We start from the raw sequence: 16,462 nt of genomic DNA, 5'->3' as shown, positions 1-16,462 counted from the left end.
CCGCCGGCAAAGTGTTAAACCGGAGGTTACAATTCAATGAGCCTGAATTTACCAAGGGTTGCCGTAGTGATATTGAACTGGAACGGCAAAAATTATCTCCGCGATTTTTTACCATCAGTTCTGGCCTCAACGTATCCTAACCTTGAACTTGTGGTTGGCGACAATGCTTCTTCCGACGGTTCTGTCCGGTTTTTAAAAGATCATCACCCTTCAATTACCATTTTACAAAACGATCAGAATTATGGCTTTACAGGAGGATATAATCGCATATTAATCCATGTAGAAGCCGATTATTTCATCCTGCTCAACTCTGATATCGAAGTGGTTCCCGGCTGGATAGAGCCGGTGATTAAGTTAATGGAGAGCGATGAACTTATCGCCGCCGCTGCGCCAAAGATTAAATCCTTTAAAGAAAAAAACTATTTTGAGCATGCCGGCGCTGCCGGTGGCTTTATCGATAAGTTTGGTTACCCGTTTTGCGAGGGGCGTATCTTTTATGAGATAGAGGAAGACCGCGGGCAATACCAGCGCTCGAAAGAAATATTCTGGGCTTCGGGTGCTGCCTTGTTCATTAAAAAGAAACATTGGGATGATGTGGGTGGTTTTGACGAGCGCTTTTTCGCCCATATGGAAGAGATTGACCTTTGCTGGCGCCTAAAAAACATCGGTTTGAAGGTAATGTACTGCGCCGAATCGGAAGTGTATCATGTTGGCGGAGGCACACTCAATACTGAAAACCCCTTTAAAACCTACCTCAATTTCCGCAATAATCTCGTGCTGCTTAAAAAGAATTTACCCTTTTGGCGTGCACTCATTATTATTCCGATCAGGATCGTACTCGATTTTGTGGCCCTGCTGCGTTTTTTAAGCGAAGGCAAACGTAAGGACGCCTGGGCGGTAAGCCGTGCGCATCAAAACTTTGTGCGCAACCTGTTTAGTAAAAACGTAACCACGGTACGATCGCGTTACCGCAAGTATAACCTTACCGGCATGTACAAAAAGAGCATCATCATCGACTTTTTTGTACGTAAGAAAAAGCACTTTACTGATCTGTCGCCGGAGGATTTTTTGTAGGCCTCTGCAACTTTGCGATATTTTCAGGTGTACTGCTTTCAGGGAAATATACCTGGATGTCTCTTTTAGGATGCGGTATTTCTATGCCCTCTTTAGCAAATTCGGTATAGATCTGAGCCATGATATTGCTTTTCAGCCTTGCCCAGGTACTGATATCTGCTGCCCAGAATAATAATTTGAAATCGACCGCGCTGTCGCTAAAGTTGTGCAGGAATACCGCAGGTGCAGGGCTCGTCATAATATCGTCGTTGCCGGTTAATATCTTTTTAAGCAAGGCTTCAACTTTGGCCACGTCGCTTCCGTAAGCTACGCCTACAATAAGTTCGATCTGGCGGTTGTTATCGCTCAGTGTCCAGTTAACCACATGCTGCGATATCAGATCGCCGTTAGGTACAATCAGTTCAGAACCATCGCCACGGGATATTTTACTCGAACGGATGCCAATCTCGGTAATAGTGCCTGATTTGCCGCTTACCTCGATGATATCACCTACCTGAACCGGTTTCTCAAATGCGAGTATGATACCCGATACCAGGTTGTTTACAATGTTCTGCAAACCAAAACCGATACCAACGCCCAATGCGCCGATAACGATGGTCACCCTGTCCATAGGGATCCCGGCAGCTGTAATAGCCACAAAAAAACCGATAGTGAATATAGTGAGCCTGATGAGGAGGATAGATGAGCGTGTCTTTTTTGCTTTTGGGGTAAGCTTGGTTTGCTGCTGCCCGGTAAAATCGTAAAAATAGCTGATAACCCGCGCGAGAAGGCCAGATATCCAGATAACGATGATAAAGGTTAATATACTGCCGAAAGTAAATGCGGTACTGCTGAACTGATGTTTGTTACTTAAAAAATCATTGGCCTGATCATACAGATAATCGTCAATATTAAGGTTCTGCGCCAGTGCGATGAGCCACAGTATCACCGATACCTTTACCAGCACGTCTTTAAATTTCTTTTGTACTATTTTAAAGTCGAGATATGAGGTGAGGCTCTGGGTATCGGCCGATTTGTTGGCCTCCAGTTGCAGGAAAAGGCTTTCCATCAATATCTGTATCAAAATGTACATGCCCATAGCCAGGCAAAGATTAAATGCCGCAGTAGTACCGGTTATTTTGGCCAGGCTAAAACGACCAGTGATGTTCATGAGCGCCGAAATTGCGTTAAGCGCAATAAACACCTTCAAAACAACCTGCAGGTGTGGCGGATAGTCGTTTTTAATTTCCGCGTCATTCGTTGCGGTTTTCATTTCCTGCAGCAACCGATAGGCTGCATATATAGCGATACCTGACAGTATAAATAACAACCATCTGTCGGCATAAGGTATCAGTATCAGTAAATTGCTCAGGCTTAGTAAAACGGTTACAGGCATCAGTACTGCCCAGAACCTAAATAAAGGCTTCGGAAAGTTGTTGCTGATCAAAAAGCCCAGCGCGGCCAACATCAGCAATAAGGTGGTCTGTGCAAAAACCTGTGGCGGATGATCGTAAAAATATGTGCCGATAACCGCCGTTACTGCAATTGCTGAGGCAAAAGGATGTTTAACGATATAATGCGTCTGATCAAAAATAGTCTGGGCATTATCCTTTATTCGGGCGGTTCTTCGTTTGCTGGCAATGATCCAGCCTAAAAAGGCTATAAACAGGATAACAAAGCCCAGGTGCGGGTAGTAGTTTGCTTTGCTGGTAAAAAAGTATTTATACAATCGGAAATTAAGGCTGTACGAACGCGAAAGCGCTGTGTCGAGCCTATCCATTTTATGCATATCCCACAAAAAGCCATATTCATTCTCGGTAGCTTTAAGAGTAAACAAATGGATCTTAGTGTCTATACGATCGTCAAGATCGATGAGCAGGATAGAGAGTGTTGAGACACCGTTCTCTAAAAAACCGATCCTGATAATGGATCTTTTAGTGCAACTGTCAATTTTGGCCCACTTTTTTTCCAGTTCCTGCACCTGGAGGTAATATTTGACCTGTAGACTGCTATCGTCGGGCGCGGTGCGTAAAGCGGTATCTGCCTTGAACTTCGCCAGCGCTTCGCGCATTTTGTCGAGTTCATCACTGTACGTACCTAACTGTGTTTCCCAAACCGCCATCTGTTCGGTAATATGATCAATCATATCACGGATTGTAAAGAGGTAGCCCAGCGTAGTGGAATGATCGATGGTGCTCTTCATTAAGGCCATTCGTTTTTCCAGTTGGGGCAGGCGCTGGCTTATTTCGAGTGTATCAAACCCTTTCGAAAGATCGTTGCTGATCTGGTTGTATTGGGTGGTATAATCTTCAATCCGGCTTACTAAATCGTTTATCGAGCCATCCGTATGGCGGTATAAACGCGCCATCGAATCGCGTTGCAAAACCTTTTGCCTCAGCGAATCGCGAAGAGAATGTTTGTTGTGCCTTTTGGGCGTTTGCGTATAGCCATTGGTCGTGATACCTGCAAGCAGTATTACAATAATATTGACCGATATCAGCCTCAATAACGCGCGCATAATCAGTTAAATTAACTTTTGATAAAATTCTCTATTCCAAGCCGGTATGAATCTAAACCAAAGCCAGCTATCACACCTTTACAATTACTCGCCAGCATTGACGAATGCCTGAACTCTTCCCGTTTGTACACGTTAGATATATGCACTTCGATAACCGGCGTATTAATTGCGGCAATAGCGTCGGCAATGGCAATTGAGGTGTGGGTATAAGCCCCGGCGTTGATAACTATGCCGTCATAACTAAACCCAACCTGGTGCAGTTTGTTTATGAGTTCGCCCTCTACATTGCTTTGGTAATAACTGATCTCGACCTGGGGATATTGCTTGCGCAGATCAATTAAATAATCATCGAAACTGGCGCTGCCGTAAATAGATTTTTCGCGTACGCCAAGCAAGTTTAAATTAGGTCCGTTGATAATTTGTATCTTCATCTGCTCAAACATAGCTATAAAACATCAAATCTAAAACATCAATAGTGGACTGGCAGGCGGCAAAAAAGGGTTTTCGATCATATTTAAAACTGGAAAGGTCGCTTTCGCCTAACTCCATACAAGCGTATCTTGGTGATTTAGACAAGCTCATCCAGTTTGCTGACAGCAAGCCATCTAAGCTTTCGCCCCGGGCTATAAAACACAAGGACCTGGGCGAGTTTATTGCCTGGGTTAATGAATTGGGTATGATACCATCCACCCAGGCACGCATCATATCCGGAATTAAAGCGTTTTATCGTTATTTACTACTGGATAACCAGATCACCGACGACCCATCCGAACTTCTTGAAGGTCCTAAACTGAGCCGAAAACTGCCTGATACACTAAGCCTACATGATATAGACAACCTGATAGCCGCGGTTGATGTGTCGACCCCGGAAGGAATGCGTAATAAAACCATGATCGAGGTCCTGTACAGTTGCGGTTTGCGGGTTTCTGAATTGATTACTTTACGGATATCAAACCTCTATCTCGAAATCAACTTCATCAAAATAACGGGTAAGGGTGATAAGGAACGGTTAGTTCCTATAGGCTCGGAAGCTATAAAGTTTCTTAAAATATGGCTCGGCGAAATCAGACCGCATATCCCGGCACAGAATGGTGAAGAGGATATTGTATTCTTAAACCGCCGGGGCAAACGCCTTACACGTGTTTATGTGTTTATGATGATTAAAGATTTGGCTGCGAAGGTTGGGTTAAAGAAGAGTATCAGTCCGCACACCTTTCGCCACTCGTTCGCAACCCACCTTGTCGAGCGCGGCGCCGATCTGCGCGCCGTACAGGAGATGCTGGGCCATGAAAGTATTACCACTACCGAAATTTACACACACCTCGACAGGGAATATTTGAAGAGTGTGATTATTAGTCATCATCCAAGGAGTGGAGGGAAGAAGAAAAACGAGGAATAAAAGTTCTACTTTTGAGCCTTTATCATTCTATCCTTACCTCTCATATCTTTTCTTAACTCAATGTTTTTTAATAATTTATGATATAATATCTCAACTGTCTGTTTGCCTAAATTTTCATTGATCTCAAAAAATAACAAACCGCCCGGTTGTAATTTCTTCAAGGCAAAATCTGCAATTGCCGTATAAAACACCAGGGGATCGTTATCCGGAACAAATAACGCCAGGTGAGGCTCAAAACTAAGTACATTATCCTTCATTTCACCTTTTTCATGTTCAGTAACATAGGGCGGATTGCTTACAATAATGTCGTACAATTCAAAACCACCAGTTTTCGAGCTGTTCGATCTGGCCATATTAGGATTCAAAATATCGCCTTCGATAAATTTGACATCTACTTCGTTGAGTTGAGCGTTCAGTTGTGCGGTTTTAAGCGCTGCCGGCGAAATGTCCAGTCCGTTTACATCTGCATCGGGTAAATATTTCTTAAGGGTAATCGGAATACATCCACTTCCGGTTCCTATATCAAGTATATGCAGATCGTTTTGACTTTTGATCTTTAACTTTTTACTTTCCGAAAGAATCCACTCCACCAATTCTTCAGTTTCCGGCCTTGGTATCAGCACTGATGAGTTAACCTTAAAGGGCAAGCCATAAAACTCGGTATGTCCCAAAACATATTGTACAGGCTTGCCGGTTTTGAGTTCGGCTATGATTTGCTCCAGCAGTTGCCATTGTTCATTGTTTAATTCGCGATCGGTAAATGCGCGCAGCTGTGCTTTTGATAAATTAAATAAATCGCTTAAAACCAAATATTTAACAGTATTTAACTCATCTGCGTTATAAACAAATTTTAGCCTGTTCTCAAAAAAAGACAAAGCATTGGCAATGGTTTTCATACTGCAAAGAAACATAAAAGCATACCTTTGCAAAAATGACAGATCATAATAAATACATGCAGCGTGCGCTCGAACTGGCTAAACTGGGTAATGGTTTGGTGAGCCCGAACCCTATGGTTGGCGCCGTTGTCGTTTGCGATGATCAGATCATAGGTGAGGGCTACCATCAAAAATACGGGCAGGCACATGCCGAGGTAAATGCCGTTAACCAGGTTTTGAGCAATTTTGAAAATGCCGCCGATTTGCTTAAACGCAGTACCATATACGTCACGTTGGAACCCTGCGCACATTCCGGCAAAACACCTCCCTGCGCCGATCTGATCATTAGGGAGCAGATGCCAAACGTAGTAGTAGGCTGCCGCGACCCGTTCGACCAGGTGAACGGCAAAGGCATCGAAAAATTACTTGCAGCAGGTATAAATGTAACAGTGGGGGTGTTAGAAGCAGAATGCATCGACTTAAACAGGCGTTTTTTTACCCGTGTGCAAAAGCAACGTCCATACATTATACTCAAATGGGCACAAACCAGCGACGGGTACTTCGCACCATCAGATAACAGCCAGTTTTGGATAACCGGCGAAAGCTCGCGTAAACTGGTGCATCGATGGCGAAGCGAAGAGGACTCAATCCTGATCGGTAAAAACACTGCGTTAATTGATGATCCGCAACTAAACGTGCGGTACTCGCCCGGTAAATCCCCGAAAAGGGTAATTATAGATCGCAATCTCGAATTACCTTCCCACTTAAATATCTTTGACCAGTCTGTCGAAACTTTCGTTTTTAACACGATCAAAACTGATGTAGATGGTAATATCAAATATATTGCTCTTGAAGATTTCGACAATTTTGTACCACAATATATTTTATTCCAGCTTTATCTACAGGATATCCAGTCGGTTATTATCGAGGGCGGTGCTAAAACCCTGGAGAATTTTATCAGCGCTGGTCTGTGGGACGAAGCGCGTGTATTCACGGGTAAAAAAACTCTTAAATCGGGCATCAAAGCTCCTGATATTAAAGGGCATACAGTAAGTGTTGACCTGATAGGGGATGATGAACTCCGAATAATCAGACCTTATGCTGTTTGACGATACCTATCTCACCATTACCGCAGCTTGCGAAGGCACGTTTAAAGACAGGGGCAGCAAGTTTATCGCGTTTGCATATCCGATCAAATCAGAAGCAGAAGTAAAACCCATCTTAGCCAGGTTAAAAGCCGAACATACCAAAGCAAACCACCAGTGTTTTGCATTGCGCTTAACGCCAGATCGTTCGGTATTTCGGATAAATGATGATGGTGAACCATCTGGGACCGCCGGTCGTCCGATTTTAAATACATTGCTGTCTAAAAATCTAACCAATGTTTTAGTTGTTGTTGTAAGATATTTTGGCGGTACACTTCTGGGCGTGCCCGGATTGATCAATGCCTATCGTTCGGCAACCGAAGAAGCTTTAAAATCAGCAAAAATCGCCGAAAAAAACATAAATGATGTTTATGGCATCCGTTTTGACTATTCACAGATGAACGATGTGATGCGTATTGTCAAAAACGAAAACCTGGCAATCATCCATCAGCAATTTGATGCCGTTTGTGAGATCAGCGTAGAAGTACGAAAAAGCCTTACAGAGCGAGCCCTAACTTTGTTCAATGGCTTGCAGGGTATCAAAATTTCGTGGTTATATACTGCATAGGTATAAGGTCTCTGAAAATTTTTACTTATAGACATAACATTTACTACCTAACCTTTAAAAAATCATCCGATGAGCACGCTCCCGTTTGGCATTTACCTGGAGAAGGAAAAAAAATTTGAGTTTGATTTTGTTACTCACTTATTAAAGATCAGTTTTTTTAAAGAATCGAAATTGGCCAATACGATTGTTTCGCCCTTTCGAATGATTAAGAACGACGACAAAATGTTCCTGTTGATTCATGATTACGACCGTACCGGCGAACGTAAAATCATGATCGAATCAATAGATCAGGATGAATTGGTGATCAGCCACGACAATACATCGTACAAGCTGCAAAAAATCCGTACAAATTAATTGTTTATTTTTTAGTTGATTAGAGAATGAAGGGCGAATAATCGCCCTTTTTTATTGGTCTTTGGGGCATTATTCGTAACTTGGTCGGGTATGCAATCCTTTGAGATCAATAAGGCCGATCTGCTTCGTATTACCACTGCTTTGCAGGGTGACGATCAGGAGCTTAAAGAAGCTCTGGTGGATTATCATGCCTCGGAGATAGCCATCATCTTCGAGCAACTCTCAAAAGAAGAGCGGGAGCGTATTATCAATGTGTTGCCTGTTGAAACCGCGTCGGAGGTTATCTCCGAAATGGATGAGGAACATCACCCCGAAGACCTTTTATTCAATCTCGACCCTGAAAAACGTTCAGAGATCATCGAAGAACTGGAGTATGATGACGCAACCGACCTAATATCGCAATTAGAAGAGCATGAGCAGCATGAGATATTAAAGGACGTTGACCATGAGGATGCTACCGAGATCCGTTCGCTGTTAAGTTATCCCGAGGATACGGCCGGTGGACTGATGAACACCGACGTGATCTGCATCAATATCAACCTTGATAAAAAAGATGCGCTTGATGAGGTGATCCACCAGTCGGAAGAGATGGAGGAGTTTTACACCATCTACGTGGTTGATGATCACAAGATACTGAAAGGGATTATCTCGCTTAAAACCATTATCAAAGCCCGGCCCGAAACCAAAATCGCTTCCATTTATAACAACGATTACGTTTATGTTAAAGCCGATCTCGACCAGGAAGACGTAGCCAAGCTGATATCGCAATACAACCTGGCCAGTATACCGGTAGTGGATGACGATATGCGACTGCTCGGCCGCATTACAGTCGACGATATTATCGACGTAATGGAAGAGGAAAATACCGAAGACATCCTGAAGATTTCCGGTGTATCTGAAGATGAAGAACTGAGCGGTAACTGGAAGGACGCTGTACGCAGCCGTTTGCCCTGGCTCATCATCAATCTGGGCACCGCCTATCTTGCTGCATCGATCATCCGGAGCTTTGACAGCACGGTAGCCAAACTGCCTGTGATATCGGCATACATGACCATTATAGCCGGTATGGGCGGTAATGCAGCTACACAATCGCTTGCTGTGACTGTGAGGCGTATCTCGCTGAGCGACCTTTCGGATAAGCAAGCCTACCAAACCGTATTAAAAGAGTTTTTAGTAGGACTGATCAACGGTGCCAGCAATGGTTTTATCGTATTCCTCATCGCTTTATTTTACGATTCGAAGCCTATCCTCGGGCTGGTATTGTTTTTGGCCATGACCGGTAACCTCATTATCGCAGGGCTTACCGGAGCATCCATACCGCTGATCCTGAAACGTGTGGGTATCGACCCTGCAGTAGCTTCGTCGATCATTATCACAACATTTACCGATTGCGCAGGGTTTTTACTGCCGCTTTATCTCGCTACCAAGTTTTTGCTATAGAGACGTTACCGGCGCATTTGGAGATAGCGAACAAAATTTTATAAGTTTGACGCCATAAAAATATTTCACTATGACTGAAGTTAGACACGACTGGACGAAGGAAGAAATTACCGATATATACTATTCACCGCTGCTCGATCTTATCTATCGCGCAGCAACCATACACCGCGAGAATAAAGATTACTCAGAAGTTCAGATCAGCTCGCTGATATCGATCAAAACCGGCGGTTGCCCTGAGGATTGTGCGTACTGCCCGCAAGCTGCACGTTATAATACAGGTGTTGATGTGCATGCTTTAATGCCAAAAGATGAAGTATTGGCGGCTGCTCAAAAAGCCAAAAATGCCGGCGCATCTCGCTTGTGCATGGGCGCTGCCTGGCGCGAGGTACGCGATAACCGCGATTTTGATAAAGTGATCGATATGGTAAAAGCAGTTAACGGTCTGGATATGGAAGTTTGTTGTACCTTGGGTATGCTTACCGAAAACCAGGCTCAACGCTTAGCCGATGCCGGTTTATATGCTTATAACCACAACCTGGATACATCCGAAGATGATTACAAACGCATCATCACCACCCGTACCTATGACGAACGCCTCAAAACACTGGAAAATGTACGTAAAGCACATATCTCTGTTTGCAGCGGCGGCATTATAGGTTTAGGCGAAACTAATGAGGATCGTATATCGATGCTGCATACTTTAGCCAACCTGCCTCAACATCCTGAATCAGTGCCTATTAACGCTTTAGTTCCGGTTAAAGGTACGCCTTTGGCCGATCAGCCGCGTGTTTCGGTTTGGGATATGGTGCGAATGATCGCTACCACCAAGGTCATTATGCCTAAGTCGGTAGTGCGTTTATCTGCCGGCCGTACCGAGATGACTACTGTTGAACAGGCACTATGCTTTATGGCTGGAGCCAACTCGATATTTGCGGGAGATAAATTATTAACCACACCCAACCCAAGCTTTACCGACGACATTGCGATGCTCGAACTGCTGGGTTTAAAACCACGCGAAGCTTTCAAAAATGGCCGGCCAAAGCAAAAGGTAGAAGAAACAGTATAAATTTGTCAGATGATATAAAGAGGGTTTTGTTTTAATAGACGGAACCCTCTTTTAGTTAATCACTTTGTTTTTTGTTGCCTTTTACATGACAAATCTTATTGTCCTGCCAGCAACTGCATCTCCAAAAAAGATATCCGCAAAGAGGAAAGCAGCATCAAATAATTTCGGATTGTCGATTTTTTTGTATTTTTTTATTCTTTCCAATTATATCCGAACTTAACTATGATCATTCAGTTTTGTGGCTTATCCGGCAGTGGTAAAACAACTTTGGCAGAAAGGATAAACGCACTTTTAAAACAACAAAATATTAAATGTGAGATTATTGATGGGGATGTTTACCGCAAGGTACTTTGTGCCGACCTGGGTTTTTCTAAAGAAGACCGGAACGAGAACATCCGGCGCCTGGCATTTGTAGCAAGCAAACTATCTGCCCATGGTGTGATCACCATCATCTGCGCTATTAATCCTTATGATGATATCCGCCTGGAAATCACACAAAAATACCCGGATGTAAAAACGGTTTATATCGATTGCAACATCGATGAATTGGTTCGCCGCGATACCAAACAATTGTATCACAAAGCCCTATTGCCTGACGGGCATCCCGATAAGATCAATAACCTCACAGGTATAAATGACCCGTTCGACGTACCTTCAAAATGCGACCTGGTTATTAAAACGGATTTGGAAACGATAGAAGAGTCGGCCCAAAAGTTGCTTCAGTTTATTTTAGCACAGTAATTACTGGCTCAGTATCTTTACTTCGGTTCTTCGGTTTAGCTGGTGCTCCGCTTCGGTACAAGGCACGCCATTCGAGCATTTGTTCACCAGGCGCGTCTCGCCGTAACCTTTGGGTATCATACGGCTTTTATCGATACCCTTGCTCGCTAAATAGGCTACTGCTGATGCTGCCCGGCGTTGCGACAGTGCCATATTATACTCGTCAGAAGCGCGCGAATCGGTATGCGATGAAAGTTCGATACGCATAGTTGGGTGCTCTTTCAGTATTACGGCAAGTTTATCCAGTTCAACTGCGGCATCTGGCCGTATATTGCTTTTATCCAGGTCGTAATAAATATTGCTTAAAACAAAAATACTACCGGTTTCATAGGGCTTAGGTGGCGCAACGGTTTCGATTGTATCTGGTTCGGGATTTTTATTTGGTATCTTTTTGCGTTTAGGCGTTTTGTAACTAAAACTGTAAATGTCATCGTTCCCTTCGCCGTCTTCACGGTCGGATGAGAAGTAGCCGGTCAGCCCGTCTTTCGAAATATACCAGAAGTCGTCGCTGGTGCTGTTGATGGGATAGGATAGGTGTTCGGGCTTGCTCCATTGGGTCTTGCTGCCTTTTGCAAAAAAAATATCGTATCCGCCCATTCCGGGTAACCCTTTTGATGAATAATACAACACGTCGTCGCCGTTAACGGTCGGGAAAGCTTCCTCTTCTTTGGTATTGATGCCTTTGCCACAGTTAACGGGTTTTCCCCAAGTGCCATCGGCCTGCTTTTCGCAAAACCAGATGTCGGTTTTGCCGTAACCGCCATCCATATCTGATGTAAAATACATGAGCCTTCCATTATGCGATAATGCCGCGTGGCCAATGCTGTATTTGTTGATATTGTTGTAAGCGAAATTTTTAAAGTTGCCCCATTGGCCCGCTTTTCGGGTCGCCATGATCAATTGCAGACGCCGGGTATAGAGCCGTTGTTTTTGTGGCGAAAGTTTACCGTCGAGCAGTATGTCTTTCTTTTGGATTACCGTTGTGACCGTGATATACGCAGTATCTTGTGAGGCATTCAAGGCGATGGGTCCCACGTGATAATCGCCCGTAATGAGTTTGCTGCTTTTCAAATCGATAGGCAACTCTTTGAGTTTCGTGCCTTCGGTCTCGAACAATTTAAAATAGCTGTTGCCCGTCCATTGGTAAATGTACTTTTCGGCTTTGCTAAGGGTCGTCTTCCTGTCGGATGTAAAAATGAACGCGTTTGAGCCATAGTAGGTAAGCCCCCATTCGGAGTAAGAGCTATTCAGGCTTTGTTCGTTTTTCACGACCAGGTCGGTGGGCCTGGCAATCCACATTTTAGCCGAATCGCATGTAGCGAGTTTAAAAGGCAGGTCGGTAATATTGCCGATGGCCTCATAATATTTCTTGTAGATGTTCTTCGCGGCGTCGAAGTTTTTGTTGCGAAGTAATATCTCAGCATAATAATAGTTATCGATGGCAGGTGCTTTTTCGTCGGATACCACATCGGCATACCATTTCTCGGCTTGCTCGTATTGACCCATCTCGCGGTAGCAAGTGGCAATATGTTCGAGTAGAGACAGATCGTATTTCTTTTTAGATGATTCGATATCGAGATACAAATCCAGGCTTTTCGCGTATTCATATCGCTCAAAAAGCTTATCGGCCTGCTGGCGTTTGGTCAGTTGTTCCTGAGCGAAAACTCCGGTTATGATCAGTGAGCTGACAATGAATATAGTTATCTTTTTCATAGGCTCATCTTAAAAATAACGCGGACTTAGTATTCTGGGCTTTTTGCTCTTAAATGTAAGGCTGAGCGATAGCTCGTGCGTACCGCTTTGATAACCCGAGAGCTGACTGGTGGTAAAATCGTACGAATAACCAAACCTGAAAACATCATTCACTTTAAGTTCAAATATTGCAGCTATGGCGTCGCTTTTATCAAGCCCGTTTTGCAGATTAGTTTTATTCCAGATGGTGACGCCCGTACGGTAAGAGGCTCCGAGCCAGATAGTTTTATTTACCAACACAAACGCATTAAGGTCGAGGTTGGTCGGGCTTTTAAAATCTTCTTTAAACATCACAGATGGCTTCAAATCAATATTGTCTGAAAGCTCAAACAACACGCCGGCGGTTAAATAGGCATGCCTGGTTTCCCTGATCACGGCCGGGTTATCTACAAAACCCGCCGTGCCCGATAAAACATTTAATACCGATGCACCGAAGTAATAATTCGGGGTGTAGTAATAAATACCGATCCTGAAATCGGGTGTCAGCTTGCTTTCGTTACCCGAAGGAACCACACCGTCGCCCACATCTGTAGCATTAAATTTTGAACCATCCAAGCTATATTGTACCAGGCCTGTGGCAAGGCCAAAGCTTAATCGCCGGGTATCATTTTCATCCAATTTAAGGCGATAAGCATAATTAAAATACAATGACGAGGTGTTTTGCGGCCCCAGCCGATCCGAAGTAGCTATCGCACCCAGACCTATGTTGCTGTTATTAGTAAGGCCATCTGCTGAAACAGTGCTTGTTTTAGGCGCGCCATCAATTCCGGTCCACTGCAGGCGGCTGCTTAAATTCAGTGTCCAATCCTGCTTATAACCTGCATAGGCGGGGTTAACCGCCAGGCCGTTAAAAATATATTGACTAAACTGTACAGTTTGCTGCGCATAACTTTTAACAAGGCCAAAGGCCATGCAAGCAAGCAATATGTACCTTTTTACACTCATCGTTTTAAGTAAACCCAGCCTTTAAATGTGGTTATCGCACCAGATGGTTCTTTACGGTTCAGTATATAGTAGTAAGTACCCTCTGTCAGGCCGCTGCCATCCCAGTTGTTGATGTAATTATCGGCACGGTAAACTTCGTTACCCCATCGGTTAAAGATCAGCAACTGGCTGCCCGGGTAAAATTGCAGGTTTCCTATCACAAACTGATCATTTTTGCCATCGCCGTTCGGCGTAAAAACATTGGGGATATTGATAGAAGAGTTGATGACATGCACAAGTACCGTATCCGGGCAACCGTTACTGTTTGCAAACACAAAGGTATAAGTACCAACGGCGCTTAAACCGGTTACACTGGTTGTTGCGCTTGCAGGACTGGCTATGTTAGCTACGGATGGGACAGCGCCTACCTGCACCCAGTTACCGGTAGTATTTGCTGACAAGGTAACCGTGGTGTTTTGCAAAACCGTCTGATCGGCGCCTGCATTTGGGATAGCAGCGAAAATAGCGCTGTTGGTTTTGATGTTATTACAACCTGTGCCCGATGGAGCGGAATTACATTCGGCAGTTGGGTCGGTAGGCGGTGCGGCATCGGGATTGGTGGCGTCGGGATCGGTAAAATCGGCTGCTCTGAGCATACTTGCTGTAGTGTTCAGGCTTCCGCCGGATGGTATCCCGGTTACCTTACCGGTGATGGTAAAGGTACGAACGGCACCGTTGTTCATGTTTAAAACTGCATCGTAAGCTGTGTTTCCAACTGTACCCGATGTTAAAGATGACGTACCTGTAGTTGCAGTACTGATTACCGTTACGCCGGTAATCTCGGCCGGGAATGCAAAATGAAACTTAGCACTTGTGGCATCACTCGGCCCATTGTTGCGCACCACAACAGTATAAATTGCGTTCTGCCCGACGCAGCCTGAGTTAGATGTGATGCTTACAGTTTCGAGGTCGGTCTCCTGCAAAGTAAAATCTACCGTAGCTACAATTGGCGTACCTGCCGCATACGCCCAGGTATCCAAACTCTTTTCATTACCAAATTCGGTCGGACTGGAGCCTGGTGTTCCCCATTTATGGCCGTTCACCAAACTGCTGATACCCGTAGTATTTTTAACCGGGTTGGATGGTGTACCAACTACTGTGATAGGGCTATCGTCCCAATAAACCGTATAGTCGGGTGCCAGGTTGCCGTTTGTACGGGTCAGTAAAATGCCGTTAACATTCCGTTCTACATCAAAAAAAGGAAAATGAACCTCTGCTCCGTAAAGTGACAGTTTAATAGCGGCAGTATATTTTGCGGCGCTTGCAGGTACTTTATTGCCCAGGCCGTCAAGGCCATCCCAGTAAATAGTATTGGCACCGGCGCTCACTATGCCGCTTATTTGCCGGTCGATAGCATCGGTGAATACACCATTCCTGTTTACGTCGATAGCGACAATGTAAGTGCCGTTCGCGCCTGCGGTAAAACCGATATTACCGCCCATCGGGCTTGTACCCGCAACATTAGCCGTACCCTCAATACCTGTAAATGTCACATTACTTATTGTAGGTACAAAAGGCGGATTCAATAGCCAGGTTGTACCGCCGCCGGGTGTATTGGCTATGGTGGGTAGGTCGGCCGCCGGGTCGTTAAAAAATATCTTATGTGTAATATCTGTCTGTGTGTCGGCAATACGCGGGTCCTGCACGTTCGGGCTGGTTACATTATCGACACTTTTGTAGGATGCAGCGCCTGTGGCATCCCTGAAGCCTTTGTTATTTACAAAAAAGGCAAAACCATCACCAGCCTGGCCATTGTTATTCAATGTGTATTGATAACCGTCTTTAGTCAATATTTTTACGATGGCGTTAAACCCGATATCGTATGCGCCTAATAAGCCCGAAAAAATATTGGTATATACGCGACCGGTTAAAAACGATGTATTTGATGCATCACGTACCGAGATATCAAAAGCTGCAATATATTCGGCAAAGGGCTGTGTCCATGCGGCCGATGCCGGTAAGATGTTGGGTTGCACACCCGAAGGTGTACCATTGTTAGGCGAAACAAAATCAACTTCCCAAACACCTGCCTGGCCTGCCGCAACGGTGCGGGTATAAGGTGTATAACCGCCGGTGTTAGGTAACGGGCCTGCTAATTCCTGGGCGCGATTAGCTATCAAACCAACAGTAGCCGAGTTGCCGCTGGTATAAGTGGAGCCGTCGGGCGCGCGCAGATTGATGGTGCCTGAACCAATACCCTGTGCGCTCGAACCTATATTGAGCGTTTCGCCAACCTTAACGTAAACTTTTACCGTACCGATAGTAGGGAAGGGGAATGAGGGTGTTGCCGTATTACTTGAATACAGGTAGGCCCGGTTGCCTCCGTTTGCTGTAAGCTCTTTACTTCCTTCGGCAAAACAGAGCGTATTATTCAGTAAAACAAATAATACAATACATAGTAAAGGCCTTCCGTAAAAAGCAGACCTGTTTAATTTGCTTCCGCAATAAACTGATACACTGTTAATTAAATTCAGGGAGAGTAACAGTCTCGTCATGCGTAAATAGCTACAAATAAAAGTTGAAGATAA

The 16,462-nt window shown here is 44.5% G+C and carries 14 protein-coding genes; 8 read left to right on the top strand and 6 right to left on the bottom strand.

Going from position 1 to position 16,462, the window contains the following annotated elements:
• Window positions 1–36: 36 nt before the first annotated feature.
• The gene (locus tag BEL04_RS03780; protein WP_066000372.1) at window positions 37–1,074 is read left to right on the top strand and encodes a glycosyltransferase family 2 protein; all 1,038 of its coding nucleotides are present in this window, start codon (window positions 37–39) and stop codon (window positions 1,072–1,074) included.
• On the opposite strand, the gene BEL04_RS03775 is transcribed toward BEL04_RS03780, so the two are convergent.
• Together BEL04_RS03775 and aroQ are read right to left on the bottom strand one after the other, a co-directional pair.
• On the bottom strand, window positions 1,043–3,571 hold the full coding sequence (locus BEL04_RS03775; RefSeq protein WP_066000366.1) for a mechanosensitive ion channel family protein: 2,529 nt from the start codon (window positions 3,569–3,571) through the stop codon (window positions 1,043–1,045). The genes BEL04_RS03780 and BEL04_RS03775 overlap by 32 nt on opposite strands.
• A gap of 11 nt (window positions 3,572–3,582) precedes the next feature.
• Complete coding sequence (gene aroQ, locus BEL04_RS03770) at window positions 3,583–4,002, bottom strand: type II 3-dehydroquinate dehydratase (protein WP_066003427.1); 420 nt, start codon at window positions 4,000–4,002, stop codon at window positions 3,583–3,585.
• A gap of 44 nt (window positions 4,003–4,046) precedes the next feature.
• Between aroQ and xerD the strand changes: the two genes are divergently transcribed.
• Window positions 4,047–4,970: a site-specific tyrosine recombinase XerD gene (gene xerD, locus BEL04_RS03765; RefSeq protein ID WP_066000365.1), complete on the top strand. Its 924-nt coding sequence runs from the start codon at window positions 4,047–4,049 to the stop codon at window positions 4,968–4,970.
• A 5-nt stretch (window positions 4,971–4,975) separates the two neighbouring features.
• Here the strand turns inward: xerD and prmC are convergent, their stop codons facing one another.
• Window positions 4,976–5,866 carry a peptide chain release factor N(5)-glutamine methyltransferase gene (gene prmC, locus BEL04_RS03760; protein WP_066000364.1) on the bottom strand — a complete coding sequence of 297 codons (891 nt, stop codon included), beginning with the start codon at window positions 5,864–5,866 and terminating at the stop codon, window positions 4,976–4,978.
• 35 nt (window positions 5,867–5,901) lie between these two features.
• Between prmC and ribD the strand changes: the two genes are divergently transcribed.
• From ribD to cysC, 6 genes are all read left to right on the top strand, one after another.
• The gene (gene ribD / locus BEL04_RS03755) at window positions 5,902–6,954 is read left to right on the top strand and encodes a bifunctional diaminohydroxyphosphoribosylaminopyrimidine deaminase/5-amino-6-(5-phosphoribosylamino)uracil reductase RibD (protein ID WP_066000363.1); all 1,053 of its coding nucleotides are present in this window, start codon (window positions 5,902–5,904) and stop codon (window positions 6,952–6,954) included.
• Complete coding sequence (locus BEL04_RS03750; protein ID WP_066000362.1) at window positions 6,944–7,558, top strand: YigZ family protein; 615 nt, start codon at window positions 6,944–6,946, stop codon at window positions 7,556–7,558. Before ribD ends, BEL04_RS03750 begins: the two co-directional genes overlap by 11 nt.
• A gap of 69 nt (window positions 7,559–7,627) precedes the next feature.
• Entirely contained in the window at window positions 7,628–7,912 is a 285-nt protein-coding gene (locus BEL04_RS03745) for a hypothetical protein (protein WP_066000361.1), read from the top strand.
• 90 nt (window positions 7,913–8,002) lie between these two features.
• Window positions 8,003–9,352, top strand: coding sequence for a magnesium transporter (gene mgtE, locus BEL04_RS03740; RefSeq protein ID WP_066000360.1), 1,350 nt, complete (start codon window positions 8,003–8,005; stop codon window positions 9,350–9,352).
• Window positions 9,353–9,422: 70 nt separating this feature from the next.
• The gene (gene bioB, locus BEL04_RS03735; RefSeq protein ID WP_066000355.1) at window positions 9,423–10,418 is read left to right on the top strand and encodes a biotin synthase BioB; all 996 of its coding nucleotides are present in this window, start codon (window positions 9,423–9,425) and stop codon (window positions 10,416–10,418) included.
• Window positions 10,419–10,640: 222 nt separating this feature from the next.
• Window positions 10,641–11,159 carry an adenylyl-sulfate kinase gene (gene cysC / locus BEL04_RS03730; protein ID WP_066000353.1) on the top strand — a complete coding sequence of 173 codons (519 nt, stop codon included), beginning with the start codon at window positions 10,641–10,643 and terminating at the stop codon, window positions 11,157–11,159.
• Here cysC and BEL04_RS03725 read toward each other — a convergent pair whose 3' ends face one another.
• Genes BEL04_RS03725 through BEL04_RS03715 form a run of 3 tightly spaced genes read right to left on the bottom strand, consistent with a single transcriptional unit; the run spans window position 11,160 to window position 16,429 of the window.
• Window positions 11,160–12,911 (bottom strand): OmpA family protein, encoded by a 1,752-nt coding sequence (locus tag BEL04_RS03725; protein WP_066000351.1) that lies wholly within the window; start codon window positions 12,909–12,911, stop codon window positions 11,160–11,162. It lies immediately after the preceding gene.
• 9 nt (window positions 12,912–12,920) lie between these two features.
• A complete protein-coding gene (locus BEL04_RS03720) occupies window positions 12,921–13,895 on the bottom strand; it encodes a type IX secretion system membrane protein PorP/SprF (RefSeq protein WP_066000348.1) in 975 nt (324 codons plus the stop codon).
• Entirely contained in the window at window positions 13,892–16,429 is a 2,538-nt protein-coding gene (locus BEL04_RS03715; protein ID WP_066000347.1) for a gliding motility-associated C-terminal domain-containing protein, read from the bottom strand. Before BEL04_RS03715 ends, BEL04_RS03720 begins: the two co-directional genes overlap by 4 nt.
• Window positions 16,430–16,462 lie beyond the last annotated feature (33 nt).

Source organism: Mucilaginibacter sp. PPCGB 2223 (assembly GCF_001705515.1).
In the GTDB taxonomy this organism is placed as follows: Bacteria; Bacteroidota; Bacteroidia; order Sphingobacteriales; family Sphingobacteriaceae; genus Mucilaginibacter.
The sequence above is the reverse complement of the archived record's forward strand: the minus strand, read 5'-3'. Positions and strand labels throughout refer to the sequence as shown.